We start from the raw sequence: 12,712 nt of genomic DNA, 5'->3' as shown, positions 1-12,712 counted from the left end.
CCGGGGCTGCTCTTTGCCGCGCGTTCCGCGCGGGGCTCGGCCCCTTCAGGGCCGGTGCCTCGCCTTTGCTGGATTTCGACCGCCGCGTCGGCTGAGCGGTCGGTTGCGTCGGTTGGCGGCGGCCGAAATCCAGCAACCGTGCGAAGCACCGGCGGGGCCTCGCGACTACTCGCCTAGTCGGGCCTTCAGGGCCTGGGCGGCGGCGCGGGGGTCCTCCGCCGCCGTGATGGCCCGAACGACCACGATCCGTCGCGCCCCGGCGGCCAGGACCTCGTCCAGGCGGGGCAGGTCGATGCCGCCGATGGCGAACCAAGGCCGCTCCGATGTCACATGGCGCACCAGATCCAGCCCTGGCGCCGGCCGACCGGGCTTGGTGGGTGTCGGCCAACAGGGGCCCGTGCAGAAGTAGTCCACGCCGGCCTCCGCGGCGGCGGCGTCGGCCTGCGCGAAGTCGTGGGTGGACCGGCCGATGGCGATGTCGTCGCCGGCGATGCGGCGGGCCAACGGCACGGGCAGGTCGTCCTGGCCGAGGTGCAGGACGTCGGCCCCGGCCGCGACGGCGATGTCGGCGCGGTCGTTGACCGACAGCAGGGCCCCGTGGCGGGCGCAGGCCTCGGCGATCACTTCCAGCGCCGCGAGCTCGTGACGGGCCTCCATGCCCTTGTCCCGCAGCTGCACGATGTCCACGCCGCCGGCGAGGGCGGCGTGGACGAACTCGGCGAGGTCGCCGGTTCCGGTGCGGGCGTCGGTGCACAGGTACAGCCGTGCGTCGGCGAGCCGCTTCCTGATCTGATCTCCATCCAGTGCTGGCACGGGTGCTACGGTAGAACCCAGTGGTCCGCACGGGAGCCTGGAGGAACCGGGCTGAGAGGGAGCTTGCCAGCTCTGACCGTCGAACCTGATCCGGGTCATGCCGGCGCAGGGAGCGTGATGTGTCGTGAAGATCGCCGTTGTCGGTGGTGGGGTCGTCGGTCTGTCGGTCGCCTGGGCGGCCGCCGAGGCGGGCCACCAGGTCCAGCTGATCGATGCCGCGCCGGGTTCGGGCGCGTCCTGGGTGGCGGGCGGCATGCTCGCGCCGGTCACGGAGGCGTGGCCGGGCGAGGAGCACGTGCTGGCCCTGGGCAGCGCGTCGCTGGACCGCTGGCCGGATTTCGCCGCCAGACTGGAAAAGAACGGTGGCCTACGCAAAGAGGGAACCCTGGTCGTCGCGGTTGACGCGGCCGATCGGGAGGAGCTCGACGGGGTCGCCGACTTCCTGGGCCGCCTGGGCCGCGAGGTCGAGAAGGTCAACGCCCGCGAGGCCCGGCGGCTGGAGCCCTCGCTCGGCACGTCCGTCCGAAGTGGACTGTTGGTGCCCGGGGACCTGGCCGTGGACAACAGGGTGCTGCTGTCGGCGCTGCGCAAGGCGGCGGTGGAAGCCGGCACGCAGCCGATCGCGGTCGCCGCGACCAGCGTCAGCGCCGGCGAAGTGCTGCTGGCCAACGGATCCACCGTGGACTGCGATGTCGTGGTGTTGGCCGCCGGCGCCTGGAGCGGGGGCCTGTACGAAGGGCTGGCCAAGGTCATCCGGCCGGTCAAGGGCGAGGTGCTGCGGCTGAAAGCCCGCGACGGGGCCCTTGATCCGCCGAAACGAACGGTCCGGGCCCTGGTCGAGGGCCGGCAGGTCTACCTGGTGCCGAGGGACGGCCGCGGCCTGGTGCTGGGCGCGACCCAGTACGAAGCGGGCTTCGACACCGAGGTGACGGTCAGCGGCGTGCGGGATCTGCTGCGCGACGCCGAACGCGTGCTGCCGGGGATCGGCGAGTACGCGGTGGTGGAATGCGCCGCCGGCCTGCGCCCCGGCAGCCCCGACAACCTGCCGCTGCTGGGTTGGCTGGAGCCGGGTGTGCTGGCCGCGACGGGCCATCACCGCAACGGCATCCTGCTCGCCCCGATCACCGCGGAGGCGGTGGTCGACCTGCTGGCCGGCCGTGAACCCCCGGAGCCGGCGCGGGCCGCCGAGCCGGGCCGACTGCTCGCCGTTTCCAACGGGGGAGGCTGAAAGTGCTGGTCGTGGTCAACGGGACCGAGCGCGAACTGGCCGACGGGGCCACCGTCGCCGACGCGCTCGCCGCCATCGCCGCCCCGCCGCAGGGCATCGCGGTGGCGCTGGACGGCGAGGTCGTGCCGCGCGCCGACTGGGCGGAGACGGTGATCGAGGCCGGCGGCGCCATCGAGGTGCTCACCGCGGTGCAGGGAGGCTGAAGCGTGGACGATCCGTTTGTCATCGCCGACCGCGAGTTCGGCTCGCGCCTGGTCATGGGCACCGGCGGCGCGGCCAACCTGGCTGTGCTGGAGCGGGCGCTGCTGGCCGCCGGCACCGAGCTGACCACCGTCGCCATGCGGCGGATGGACGCCGCCGGCGGCACGGGTGTGCTGGACCTGTTGCGACGCCTGGGAATCGAGCCGCTGCCGAACACCGCGGGCTGCCGGACGGCGGCGGAGGCGGTGCTCACGGCCCGGCTGGCCCGGGAGGCCCTGGAGACCAACTGGGTGAAGCTGGAGGTCGTCGCCGACGACCGGACCCTGCTGCCGGACTCCGTGGAGCTGCTCGACGCCGCCCAGCAGCTGGTCGACGACGGCTTCGTGGTGCTGCCCTACACCAACGACGACCCGGTGCTGGCGCTGCGGCTGGAGGAGGTGGGCTGCGCCGCCGTGATGCCGCTGGGTTCCCCCATCGGCACCGGTCTCGGCATCCGCAACCCGCACAACATCGAGCTGATCGTCTCCCGAGCGAGCGTGCCGGTGATCCTCGACGCCGGCATCGGCACCGCCTCCGACGCCGCCCAGGCCATGGAGTTGGGCTGCTCGGCCGTGCTGCTGGCCACGGCCGTCACCCGGGCGCAGGACCCGGAGCGCATGGCGGCGGCGATGCGTGGGGCAGTGGAAGCAGGCCGTTCGGCCCTACTTGCGGGGAGAATTCCGCAACGCTTCTGGGCGCAGGCCTCCTCCCCGGCTCGTTGAGTCATCATGAACGAGAGGTGCCACCAACCCGAGGAGTGAGTGTCGTGGCGATGTCGACGACGGCGGCTACGGTCGACGAGACCACGCGGCTGTACCTGGCGGTCGGCCGGTTGTCCCGGATCCTGCGCCGCAGCGGGTCCCCCGGCCTCGGCCAGGGCTCGATCTCGGCCCTGGCCACGCTGGCCTACAAGGGGCCGATGCGGCTGGGCGACCTGGCCGCGCGGGAGGGGGTGGCCCCGCCGACGCTGTCCCGGATCATCGCCGCGCTGGTGGAGTCCGGCTACGTGATGCGGGAGGCCGACCCGCAGGACGGCCGCGCGTCGCTGGTGCGGGCCACGCCGGAGGGCGAGCGGATCATGGCCGGGGTCCGCTCCGAGCGGCTGCACGAGTTGCACAACCGGCTGGAGCGGCTGACCGAGGAGCAGCGGACCGCGCTGGCCGCCGCCGTGCCGGCGCTGGAGGCCCTAGTGTCCGAGGACCTCTAGCACCAGCTTGCCGGTGAGCTGGTTGGACGCGCCGATCTCGTGCGCCTTGCCGGCCTCGGCCAGCGGGAGCACCTGGTCGACGTGGACGGTCAGCTTGCCGTCGGCGATCAGGTCGAGCAGGGCCAGCAGACCGCGCTGGTCCGGCTCGACGAGGATGCCGGTGGCGCGGACGCCGAGCTCGGCGGCCTTGGCCGCCAGCGCGTCGTCGACGCCGCCGGGCACCGCGAACACGGTGCCGCCTGGCTTGAGCACGTCCACGGAGCGCAGCGCGTTGTCGCCGCCGACCAGGTCGAACACCACGTCCACGTCCTTGGCGACCTGGGTGAAGTCGGTGGTGGTGTAGTCGATCGGCTCGTCCACGCCGATGCCCCGCAGGAAGTCGTGCTTGAGTGTGCGGGCCGTGCCGTAGACGTAGGCGCCGTGGGCCTTGGCGATCTGCACCGCCAGGTGGCCCACGCCGCCGGCCGCGGCGTGCACGAGCACCTTCTGCCCGGGCTGAACCCTGGCGTCGTCGACCAGCGCCTGCCACGCCGTCAGCCCGGCCAGGGGCAGCGCGGCGGCCTCGAAAACGCCGAGGTCGGCCGGCTTGCGCACGAAGTGCCGCGACGGGGCGACGACGTACTCGCCGTAGCCGCCGGCCTGCTTCGGGAACAGCGGCATGCCCAGCACCTCGTCGCCCGGCTTGAGCCAGCTGACCCCGAAGCCGACGCGTTCGACCGTGCCGGCGACGTCCCAGCCCAGCACGAACGGCGGCGTGCCGAGGAACACGCCGTGCTCGCGGGTCTTCCAGTCCACCGGGTTCACGCCGGCCGCGTGCACCCGCACCTCGATCTCCGTCGGCCCCGGCTCGGGTCGCTCGACCTCGACCACCTTGAGCACGTCCGGTCCGCCCAGCTCGGTCTGGCGCACGACTCGCATCTCGATCGGTCCCTTCCCATCCAACGATGACTCAGTCATCCTGGGGGCGGCGGTACACATCCGCTAGTACGCACTAATTTGTAAAGTAGGTACCTGATGGATACTGCCTGGGACGTGTACCTTCGCGCCTGCCCCTGCCGGGACGTGCTCGATCTGGTGGCCAACAAGTGGACCGCGCTGGTGATCGGCCGGCTGGCGGTCAGGCCGCACCGGTTCGGCGAGCTGCGCCGCGAGGTGGCCGGCATCACGCCCAAGGTGCTCACCCAGAACCTGCGCAGCCTGGAGCGGGACGGCCTGATCACGCGCAAGGTCTACCCGACCACGCCGCCCAGCGTGGAGTACGCGCTCACCCCGCTCGGCGCGAGCATCAGCACCCACCTGATCGCCCTGAACAACTGGACCAGCGCCAACTTCGACGAGATCCGGCAGGCCCGCCAGGCCTACGACGCGGCCCAGGAGGCCGCGCCGCAGCCCGTTTAGAAGCGGTCGTCCGACAGCCGCCAGAAGTTCGACACGGGGCCGACGCCCGCGCCCAGGGGGTAGGCGTTCTTCACGGCCTGCACGATGAAGCGCTTGCCGAACTCGACGGCGGCCGGCATGGTCGCGCCCTTGGCCAGGGCCGAGGTGATCGACGAGGCCAGGGTGTCGCCGCTGCCGTGCGTGTCCTTGACGTCGAAGCGCGGCCCGGGCAGCTCGATCACGGCCACGCCGTCGTACAGGATGTCCACGCACTCCGGGTCGGCCCGCAGATGTCCGGCCTTGATCAACACCCACTGCGGCCCGAAGTCGAACATCGCCTTGGCCGCGTCGAGCATCTGGTCCCGGCGCGTCACGTCGATACCGGTCAGCAGCCGCACCTCGTCGAGATTCGGCGTGACGAGCGATGCTCGCGGAAACAGCAGATTCTTCAGTCCCGCCAAGGCATTGTCGTGCAGCAGCTGGTCGCCGTGCATGGACGCCGACACCGGGTCGACCACGAACGGGATCTTCCGCGCCCGCCCGATGCCCACCTTGTCGCACGCGGCGGCGACCGCCTCGATGATCGCCGCCGACGCCAGCATGCCGGTTTTTGCCGCCGTGACACCGATATCGGTGACCACCGCCTCGATCTGCGCGGCCACCACCTCGGGCGGGATCTCGTGGAAACCCGAGACCCCGACCGAGTTCTGCACGGTGACCGCGGTGACCGCGGTGGTGGCGTGCACGCCGCAGGCGAAGAACGTGCGGCAGTCGGCGTGCACCCCCGCCCCACCGCCGGAATCGGTGCCGGCGATGGTCAAAGCCCGTGGGGGAGTCGAGTTCACGACTCCACTACCGGTAGGTAGACCTGCTTGCCGTGCGCCGAGAACTCCTGCGACATCTCCGCCATTCCCGCCTCGATCGCTTCCACAGAGGACAAGTTGTGCTCCTCAGCGTACTTGCGCACGTCCTGGGTGATGCGCATCGAGCAGAACTTGGGCCCGCACATGGAGCAGAAGTGCGCGGTCTTGGCGGCTTCGACCGGCAGCGTCTCGTCGTGGTAGGACCGCGCGGTGTCGGGGTCGAGCGACAGGTTGAACTGGTCGGTCCAGCGGAACTCGAAGCGGGCCTTGGACAGCGCGTCGTCCCGCTCCTGGGCCTTGGGGTGCCCCTTGGCCAGGTCGGCCGAGTGGGCCGCGATCTTGTACGTGATCACGCCGACCTTCACGTCGTCCCGGTTGGGCAGGCCGAGGTGCTCCTTGGGCGTGACGTAGCAGAGCATCGCGGTGCCGGCCCAGGCGATCTGCGCGGCGCCGATGGCCGAGGTGATGTGGTCGTAGGCCGGCGCGATGTCGGTGGCCAGCGGGCCGAGCGTGTAGAACGGCGCCTCGCCGCAGAGCTCCTCCTCCAGCCGCACGTTCTCCACGATCTTGTGCATCGGCACGTGGCCGGGGCCCTCGATCATCACCTGCACGTCCTTCGCGCGGGCGATGTGCGTGAGCTCGCCGAGGGTGCGCAGCTCGGCGAACTGGGCCGCGTCGTTGGCGTCCGCGATGGACCCCGGGCGCAGCCCGTCGCCCAGCGAGAAGGTGACGTCGTAGGCCCGCAGGATGTCGCAGAGTTCCTCGAAGTTGGTGTAGAGGAAGCTCTCCTGGTGGTGCGCGAGGCACCAGGCGGCCATGATCGAGCCGCCGCGGGACACGATGCCGGTGACCCGCTTGGCGGTCAGCGGCACGTACCGCAGCAGCACGCCGGCGTGCACGGTCATGTAGTCGACGCCCTGCTCGCACTGCTCGATCACGGTGTCCCGGTAGATCTCCCAGGACAGCTCGGTCGGATCCCCGTTCACCTTCTCCAGCGCCTGGTAGATCGGGACGGTGCCGACCGGGACCGGCGAGTTGCGCAGGATCCACTCCCGCGTCTCGTGGATCCGCTTGCCGGTGGACAGGTCCATGATGGTGTCGGCGCCCCAGCGGGTGGCCCACACCATCTTGTCCACCTCCTCCTCGATGGACGAGGAGACGGCCGAGTTGCCCATGTTGGCGTTGATCTTGACCAGGAACTTCTTGCCGATGATGGCCGGCTCGGACTCGGGATGGTTGCGGTTGACCGGGATCACGGCCCGGCCGATGGCGACCTCGCTGCGCACGAGCTCGGGGTCGACGCCCTCGCGGGCGGCGCAGTAGGCCATCTCCTTGGTGATGATGCCGGCCTTGGCGTAGGCCAGCTGCGTCACCGCGCCGTTGACCGGCTCCCGCTCGGCCACCCACGGCTCCCGCAGCTTGGACAGTCCACTCTGGACGTCGATCACCGCGGTGTCGTCGGTGTACGGGCCGGAGGTGTCGTACAGGTCAAGGTGTTCGCCGTTGGTGAGCTCGACGCGGCGCATGGGCACCCGGACCCCATCGAATCCAACACCGTCCGGGCCGTCCACATAGACCTTGTGAGAACCCTGGATGGGACCGGTGGTCACAGTGGGCCGGACGCGGTCGTCAAGGGACGTCATGGCGATTCCTCCCTACGCTGGCATTACCCAGTACAGGTTCAGGCGGTCGGCGGCACCGGATCGAAAAGTCGATCCAGCCGCCCTCTCAGCCCGCTTGTGGCGCGAGCTCCCGCGGTGTGTTCAGTTGTCGGCTCCCGACGCTAGCGAATGCGGCCGCTTCCTGCCAGCCTCGCTTCGCGTACCTTGTGCCGGTGGCAGACGATCAACCGTTTCCACCCGGCGCTCGACGGGCGGTCCGACCGACGACGGTCATCGACTGCCCGGCCTGCGGCGAGTTGGCCGGCCGCGGCTATCCCTCGTGCCTGGTGTGCGCGGAACTGGTCGACCAGTTCTGGACGCTGGACTGGCGGCCCCTGGTCGAGGTCTCCGGCATCCCGGAGCTGGAGCTGGCCGAGCTGGTGCTGCTGGAGGAGGTCGGCAAGCTGCCGTGGACCTGCACCGACGTGGCCATGACGCTGACGCGCTGCCCGGCCTGCGGCGCGGAACTGGGCACCGGCGACCTGCCCTGCCTGCGCTGCCGGGTGGCCGACGAGAACCGCTGGGCCTGGGACCACATGGGCTATCCGACCCGGATGACCGGCAACGAGCACGCCATGCGGGTGGCCCGGATGGTGCTGCGCTCGCCGCACCGGCAACGGGAGACGGTGGTCCAGGGCTGGCGGCTGACCATGCCGTTCCTGCTGCTCGGGGAGCTGCCGACGACCTCGCAGGCCCAGCGGATCCGGGCCCATGTGCTGGCCGAGCGGTACGACGAGCTGGTGCGCTGCCGGTCGCTGCGCGAGCTGGCCGGGCTGCCCAGCGTGCCCTGGCGAAAAGAAAGTTGACCGTGCCCATGCCGCGCGTGCCGCGCGGGGCGGGTTCGCCCACGAGGCCGGTGCCTTCCCTTGGCAGTTGCCGATCGATGAACAGACTCGATCGGCAACTGCCCGCGGTCCAGGCACCGGCGGCGAACCCGCATGTCGCTTGACCTGGAGCGCGCTCCAGCTAGTTGGATCAGCTCCATGGCGAACATGGGCATCGGGACCTGGGCTATGGGCGGGCCGTTCTTCGACGGCGCGCAGGCGGTCGGCTGGGGGCCGACGGACGACGAGGAGTCGGCGAGGGCGCTGCGGCGGGCCGTGGAGCTGGGGGTGACCCTGTTCGACACCGCCGACGTGTACGGCACCGGGCACGCCGAGGAGCTGCTGGGCCAGGTGTTCGCCGGCCGGCGGGACGAGATCCGCATCGCCACCAAGTGGGGCAATGTGTTCGACCCCGCCACCCGGCAGATGACCGGCGGCGACGGCTCCGTGGCCTACATGCGCAAGGCGCTGACGGAGTCGCTGCGTCGGCTGCGCACCGACCACGTGGACATCTACCAGCTGCACCTCGGCGACCTGCCGTTCAATCAGGCCGCGGAGCTGCGCGATGCCCTCGACGACCTGGTCCTGGAGGGGCTGATCAGGGCGTACGGGTGGAGCACGGACGACCCCGAGCGCGCCAAGACGTTCGGCTCGTACGTGCAGGCGGAGATGAACGTGCTGCACGACCGGCCGGACATGTATCCGGTGCTGGAGGACCACGACCTGACGATGCTGTGCCGGGGCCCGCTGGCGATGGGGCTGCTGACCGGCCGCGACTGGGCCTCGGCGTCTCTGCCGGACGACGACGTGCGGAACAAGGTGCCGGGTTGGATGCAGTTCTTCCGTGACGGCAAGCCGACGCCCGCGTTCGTCGAGCGGGTGGAGGCCGTCCGCGAGGTGCTGACCTCGGGCGGTCGCACGCTGACGCAGGGCGCGCTGGCGTGGATCTGGGCGCGGTGCGAGCGGGCCGTGCCGATCCCCGGCTGCCGCACGGTGGCCCAGGTCGAGGAGAACGTCGGCGCGCTGGAGTTCGGGCCGTTGAAGCCGGACGAGCTGGCCGAGGTGCAGCGCCTGCTGGGCTGAGTTTTCTGTACTTGCTGGTCCATTTTTTGCCGCCTAAGTTCGATGGCATGCGAACAATTCACATCGACCGCCACGGCGGTCCCGAGGTGCTGGCCTGGACCGAGCGACCCGATCCGGCGCCCGGTCCGGGCCAGGCGGTCGTCCGCCCTTCGGCCATTGGCGTGAACTACATGGACGTCGGCGCCCGGGAGACCGGCATGGGCGGCTGGGGCGCCCCGGTCACGCTGGGCGTCGAGGGCGCCGGCCGGATCGTGAGCGTCGGCGACGGTGTCGAGGACCTGGCCGTCGGCGACCGGGTGGCCTGGTTCTACGTGCCCGGCAGCTACGCCGAGCTCGTGCTCGCGCCGGCCGAGTCGCTGGTCAAGCTGCCCGACGACCTCGACGACGAGACCGCGGCGGCGGTGATGATGCAGGGGCTGACCGCCAACCACTTCACCACCGAGACGTACGCGATCAAGCCCGGCGACACCGCCGTCGTGCACGCGGCGGCCGGTGGCGTCGGGCTGATGCTGACCCAGATGATCAGGGCCCGTGGCGGCACGTCCATCGGCCTGGTGTCCCGCCCGGAGAAGGTCGCGGCGGCTGAGGCCGATCACGTGCTGGTGTCCAGCGGCGGCGGCTTCGAGGACAAGATCCGCGAGCTGACCGGCGGCGAGGGCGCCCACGTGGTCTACGACGGCGGCGGCGCGCCGACCTTCCGCTCCTCGCAGCTGTCCCTGCGCCGCCACGGCGTGCACGTCTACTACGGACCGTTCATGGGCGTGCCGACGCTGACGCCGCTGGATCTGCCCAACAGCATCCTGTTGTCCTACGCGGCCGTCGCCGACCACGTGCCGACGCGGGAGGCGCTGATCCGCCGCAGCAACGAGGTGTTCGCCATGGTCGGCAAGGGGCAGGTCACCGCCCGCATCGGCGGCCGCTACGCCCTGAAGGACGCCGCCCAGGCCCACGCCGACCTGGAATCCCGTGCCACCACGGGAAAGCTGCTGCTACTGCCGTAGATACGACGCCACCGCGTCGGCGATACTGCCCAGCGCGTCGAGCCGCGCGTACTCCGCGGCCAGCCGCTTGGCGTTGCCCCGATAGGTCGGATCGGTCATGACGATCCGCACCGCCTTCTTGATCTCGTCCTCCGACGGCTTGTCCGTGGCCAGGTACAGCGCCGCCCCCGTGGCCGCGGCCCGGGTGTTGCTCTCCAGCTGGTCGGCCGAACGACCGGTCAGCACCAGCGGCCTGGCGTTGCGCAACGCCTGCTGCACGGTGTCGAAGGCGCCGTCGCTCACCACCACCTCGTCGGCGATCTTCCGCGACGGCAGCGTGCCGACGAAACGCACGTGCGAAGGCGTGTCGCTGCGGCGATAACTCAGTTCCTCCACGGACAACTGGAGAAACCGGTCCGCCGCCAGCACCGGCGCGTCCAGCACGAACGGCAGCGGGTCGTGGGTGACGCCGACCGACCGCATGGCCGCCACGAACTCCTCCTGCACGCCGCCCAGCGCGTCCCGGACGTACTCGTACGCCCGGCGATTGCGCTGGCGGCCGGCGGCCGTGCGGTCCGGCGGCAGGCCCAGCCCGGCCGGGGCGGTGTCGATGCTGCTCAGCGAATACGGCTCGGTGCCGACCAGGATCAGCGCCACCGGCTTCGGGCCGGGCGCGCCGTAGCTGAGCGGCAATGTGCCCTGGAACGCCACATCGCCGACCACCACCGTCGGCTCGTCCGACTCGGCCAGCAACCGGCACAGCCGCCGGTGCTGGTCGACCAGCACGCGCCCGGTCGGCGGCTCAAGGCCGGTGATCAGCTCCACCTCGTGGCCGCGATCGGTCAACGTGGCCGCGATCGTGCGCATCGCGTGCCGGTGCGAGGTGGTGGCCGTGACGACGACCCTGCCCATGACTGTGCCTCCCCAGGTGTGGCGCCCTACGGAAGGAAGACGTCCGTACACCCGGCCCGGATCAATGGGGCGAACGAACGGGCACGCAGAACCGCCCCGTCGTCCAGTGCTTTTGCCGCGCGTGCCGCGCGGGGCGAGGTCGCTCTGATCCGGTCTCTTCCCTTGTCTCAGCTCGATCGATGAAAAGACTCGATCGAGCTGAGCCTGCGGTCCAGAGACCGGCGCGACCTCGCGGGCTGCCTACTCGTCCTCGTCGTCCGCGAACGGGTCGGGCTCCACCGCCGGGTCCCAGGACAGGCCGGGCACGCCCCACCCGTTGCGCTTGACCATCTTCTTGGCCGCGCGGGCGTTGCGGCCCACCAGTCGGTCCAGGTAGAGCAGGCCGTCGAGGTGGTCGGTCTCGTGCTGCAGGCAGCGGGCGAAGAAGCCGGTGCCCTCCACCTCCAGGGGCTCGCCGTTGTCGTCGAAGCCGGTCACCTTGGCCCAGGTCGCCCGGCCCGTCGGGTACGTCTCGCCGGGCACCGACAGGCAGCCCTCGAAGTCGTCGTCCGGGTCGGGCATGCCCTCCGGCCGCTCCGAGGTGGTCAGCACCGGGTTGACGACAACTCCCTTGTGCCGCACGCCCTCGTCGTCCGGGCAGTCGTAGACGAACACCCGGCGGTCGACCCCGATCTGGTTGGCCGCGAGCCCGACGCCGTGCGCGGCGGCCATCGTCTCGTACAGGTCGGAGACCAGGGTGCGCAGCTCGTCGTCGAATTCCGTGATCGGGCGGGTCGGGGCGCTCAGCACCGGGTCGCCCACCACGCGGATCGGGTGAATCGCCATGTGACGACCCTAGGGGCCGGTTCGGCAAGATCATTGTCAGGGGTGGTCGGTAGGCTCTGCCGGATCGGGACGCGCCGGGGCTGGGCACGGTCCGAAGCAAGATCACGTGATTGAATGGTCGCCTGGGAATCACACGGCTGTGATTCCTGCGACCGCAGGGATCCGCGACCGTGAGGGGCGAGGAGCCAGATGGACGCCGTGAAGGCCATGACGCAGGTGGAAGAGCCTGCCGACGGCCTGACCCGACGAGAACACGCCATCCTGGCGTTCGAACGCCAGTGGTGGAAGTACGCGGGGGCCAAGGAGCAGGCCATCCGTGAGCTGTTCGACATGTCCTCGACCCGGTACTACCAGGTGCTCAACGGTCTGATCGAGAAGCAGGAAGCCATGGCGGTCGACCCCATGCTGATCAAGCGGCTGCGCCGGCTGCGCGCCGGCCGCCAACGCGCCCGCGCCGCGCGCCGACTGGGGTTCGAGCCCCGATGAGCACGCCGGAGCCCACCGGCGGCCCGGCCCGGCCCGCCCGCATCGCCGGCATCGTCCTGCTCGTCGTCGCCGCCATCGCGCTCGTGATGGGCGTCATCAGCCTGCTGCCGCTCGGCGGCGGGGGCAACGAGGCCGGCGGCACCAGCACCACCACGCCGCCCCCGGCCACCACGACCACCTCCGGCCCGGCCAAGCCGACCACCACCTCGGCGG

Annotated in this window: 15 protein-coding genes, 1 pseudogene and 2 riboswitches; of the genes and pseudogenes, 10 read left to right on the top strand and 6 right to left on the bottom strand. The window is 71.0% G+C overall.

Annotation, left to right across the window (positions count from 1 at the left end; translation table 11 throughout):
• Positions 1-165: 165 nt before the first annotated feature.
• Complete coding sequence (gene thiE, locus KUTG_RS23890) at positions 166-813, bottom strand: thiamine phosphate synthase (protein WP_043719723.1); 648 nt, start codon at positions 811-813, stop codon at positions 166-168.
• A 19-nt stretch (positions 814-832) separates the two neighbouring features.
• Positions 833-942, top strand: a riboswitch (TPP riboswitch).
• Here thiE and thiO point away from each other — a divergent pair.
• The 4 genes from thiO (at position 938) to KUTG_RS23870 (ending at position 3,488) form a co-directional block, all read left to right on the top strand.
• Complete coding sequence (gene thiO, locus KUTG_RS23885) at positions 938-2,041, top strand: glycine oxidase ThiO (protein ID WP_043719718.1); 1,104 nt, start codon at positions 938-940, stop codon at positions 2,039-2,041. (Overlaps the previous riboswitch by 5 nt.)
• A 2-nt stretch (positions 2,042-2,043) precedes the next feature.
• Entirely contained in the window at positions 2,044-2,244 is a 201-nt protein-coding gene (gene thiS / locus KUTG_RS23880; protein WP_043719713.1) for a sulfur carrier protein ThiS, read from the top strand.
• A 3-nt stretch (positions 2,245-2,247) separates the two neighbouring features.
• Entirely contained in the window at positions 2,248-3,003 is a 756-nt protein-coding gene (locus KUTG_RS23875; RefSeq protein ID WP_043719712.1) for a thiazole synthase, read from the top strand.
• 50 nt (positions 3,004-3,053) lie between these two features.
• Positions 3,054-3,488: a MarR family winged helix-turn-helix transcriptional regulator gene (locus KUTG_RS23870; RefSeq protein ID WP_043730419.1), complete on the top strand. Its 435-nt coding sequence runs from the start codon at positions 3,054-3,056 to the stop codon at positions 3,486-3,488.
• Here the strand turns inward: KUTG_RS23870 and KUTG_RS23865 are convergent.
• Entirely contained in the window at positions 3,468-4,406 is a 939-nt protein-coding gene (locus KUTG_RS23865; protein WP_043719711.1) for an NADP-dependent oxidoreductase, read from the bottom strand. The genes KUTG_RS23870 and KUTG_RS23865 overlap by 21 nt on opposite strands.
• 96 nt (positions 4,407-4,502) lie before the next feature.
• On the opposite strand from KUTG_RS23865, the gene KUTG_RS23860 reads away from it, so the two are divergent.
• Positions 4,503-4,886, top strand: coding sequence for a winged helix-turn-helix transcriptional regulator (locus KUTG_RS23860; RefSeq protein ID WP_198047290.1), 384 nt, complete (start codon positions 4,503-4,505; stop codon positions 4,884-4,886).
• Here the strand turns inward: KUTG_RS23860 and thiD are convergent.
• Together thiD and thiC are read right to left on the bottom strand one after the other, a co-directional pair.
• Positions 4,883-5,710: a bifunctional hydroxymethylpyrimidine kinase/phosphomethylpyrimidine kinase gene (gene thiD / locus KUTG_RS23855; RefSeq protein ID WP_043719707.1), complete on the bottom strand. Its 828-nt coding sequence runs from the start codon at positions 5,708-5,710 to the stop codon at positions 4,883-4,885. The two genes, KUTG_RS23860 and thiD, sit on opposite strands and share 4 nt — an antisense overlap.
• Complete coding sequence (thiC, locus tag KUTG_RS23850) at positions 5,707-7,371, bottom strand: phosphomethylpyrimidine synthase ThiC (RefSeq protein ID WP_043719705.1); 1,665 nt, start codon at positions 7,369-7,371, stop codon at positions 5,707-5,709. Before thiC ends, thiD begins: the two co-directional genes overlap by 4 nt.
• A riboswitch (TPP riboswitch) is annotated at positions 7,364-7,494 on the bottom strand. It overlaps the preceding gene by 8 nt.
• A gap of 68 nt (positions 7,495-7,562) precedes the next feature.
• On the opposite strand from thiC, the gene KUTG_RS23845 reads away from it, so the two are divergent.
• The 3 genes from KUTG_RS23845 (at position 7,563) to KUTG_RS23835 (ending at position 10,297) form a co-directional block, all read left to right on the top strand.
• Complete coding sequence (locus KUTG_RS23845) at positions 7,563-8,195, top strand: hypothetical protein (RefSeq protein WP_052396657.1); 633 nt, start codon at positions 7,563-7,565, stop codon at positions 8,193-8,195.
• Positions 8,196-8,381: 186 nt separating this feature from the next.
• Positions 8,382-9,296 (top strand): aldo/keto reductase, encoded by a 915-nt coding sequence (locus KUTG_RS23840; RefSeq protein ID WP_198047289.1) that lies wholly within the window; start codon positions 8,382-8,384, stop codon positions 9,294-9,296.
• A gap of 47 nt (positions 9,297-9,343) precedes the next feature.
• Positions 9,344-10,297 (top strand): quinone oxidoreductase family protein, encoded by a 954-nt coding sequence (locus KUTG_RS23835; RefSeq protein ID WP_043719698.1) that lies wholly within the window; start codon positions 9,344-9,346, stop codon positions 10,295-10,297.
• Here KUTG_RS23835 and KUTG_RS23830 read toward each other — a convergent pair.
• On the bottom strand, positions 10,286-11,188 hold the full coding sequence (locus KUTG_RS23830) for a glycosyltransferase (RefSeq protein WP_043719696.1): 903 nt from the start codon (positions 11,186-11,188) through the stop codon (positions 10,286-10,288). The genes KUTG_RS23835 and KUTG_RS23830 overlap by 12 nt on opposite strands.
• 240 nt (positions 11,189-11,428) lie before the next feature.
• Positions 11,429-12,013, bottom strand: a complete 585-nt coding sequence (locus KUTG_RS23825; RefSeq protein WP_043719694.1) for a peptide deformylase — start codon at positions 12,011-12,013, stop codon at positions 11,429-11,431.
• A 189-nt stretch (positions 12,014-12,202) separates the two neighbouring features.
• Between KUTG_RS23825 and KUTG_RS23820 the strand changes: the two genes are divergently transcribed.
• Positions 12,203-12,499: a DUF3263 domain-containing protein gene (locus tag KUTG_RS23820; protein ID WP_043719692.1), complete on the top strand. Its 297-nt coding sequence runs from the start codon at positions 12,203-12,205 to the stop codon at positions 12,497-12,499.
• A pseudogene (locus KUTG_RS61600) lies at positions 12,496-12,712 on the top strand (hypothetical protein); the annotation flags it as partial. The gene KUTG_RS23820 and the pseudogene KUTG_RS61600, both read left to right, overlap by 4 nt.

Origin of the sequence: Kutzneria sp. 744, assembly GCF_000568255.1 — a bacterium.
Lineage (GTDB): Bacteria > Actinomycetota > Actinomycetes > Mycobacteriales > Pseudonocardiaceae > Kutzneria.
This window is presented reverse-complemented; position numbering and strand designations above follow the sequence as displayed.

Coding starts and splice junctions, on each gene's coding strand:
- KUTG_RS23870 (WP_043730419.1), top strand. CDS start 3,054: ATGTCGACGACGGCGGCTACGGTCGACGAGACCACGCGGCTGTACCTG.
- KUTG_RS23865 (WP_043719711.1), bottom strand. CDS start 4,406: ATGCGAGTCGTGCGCCAGACCGAGCTGGGCGGACCGGACGTGCTCAAG.
- KUTG_RS23860 (WP_198047290.1), top strand. CDS start 4,503: ATGGATACTGCCTGGGACGTGTACCTTCGCGCCTGCCCCTGCCGGGAC.
- thiC (WP_043719705.1), bottom strand. CDS start 7,371: ATGACGTCCCTTGACGACCGCGTCCGGCCCACTGTGACCACCGGTCCC.
- KUTG_RS23840 (WP_198047289.1), top strand. CDS start 8,382: ATGGGCATCGGGACCTGGGCTATGGGCGGGCCGTTCTTCGACGGCGCG.
- KUTG_RS23835 (WP_043719698.1), top strand. CDS start 9,344: ATGCGAACAATTCACATCGACCGCCACGGCGGTCCCGAGGTGCTGGCC.
- KUTG_RS23830 (WP_043719696.1), bottom strand. CDS start 11,188: ATGGGCAGGGTCGTCGTCACGGCCACCACCTCGCACCGGCACGCGATG.
- KUTG_RS23825 (WP_043719694.1), bottom strand. CDS start 12,013: ATGGCGATTCACCCGATCCGCGTGGTGGGCGACCCGGTGCTGAGCGCC.
- KUTG_RS23820 (WP_043719692.1), top strand. CDS start 12,203: ATGGACGCCGTGAAGGCCATGACGCAGGTGGAAGAGCCTGCCGACGGC.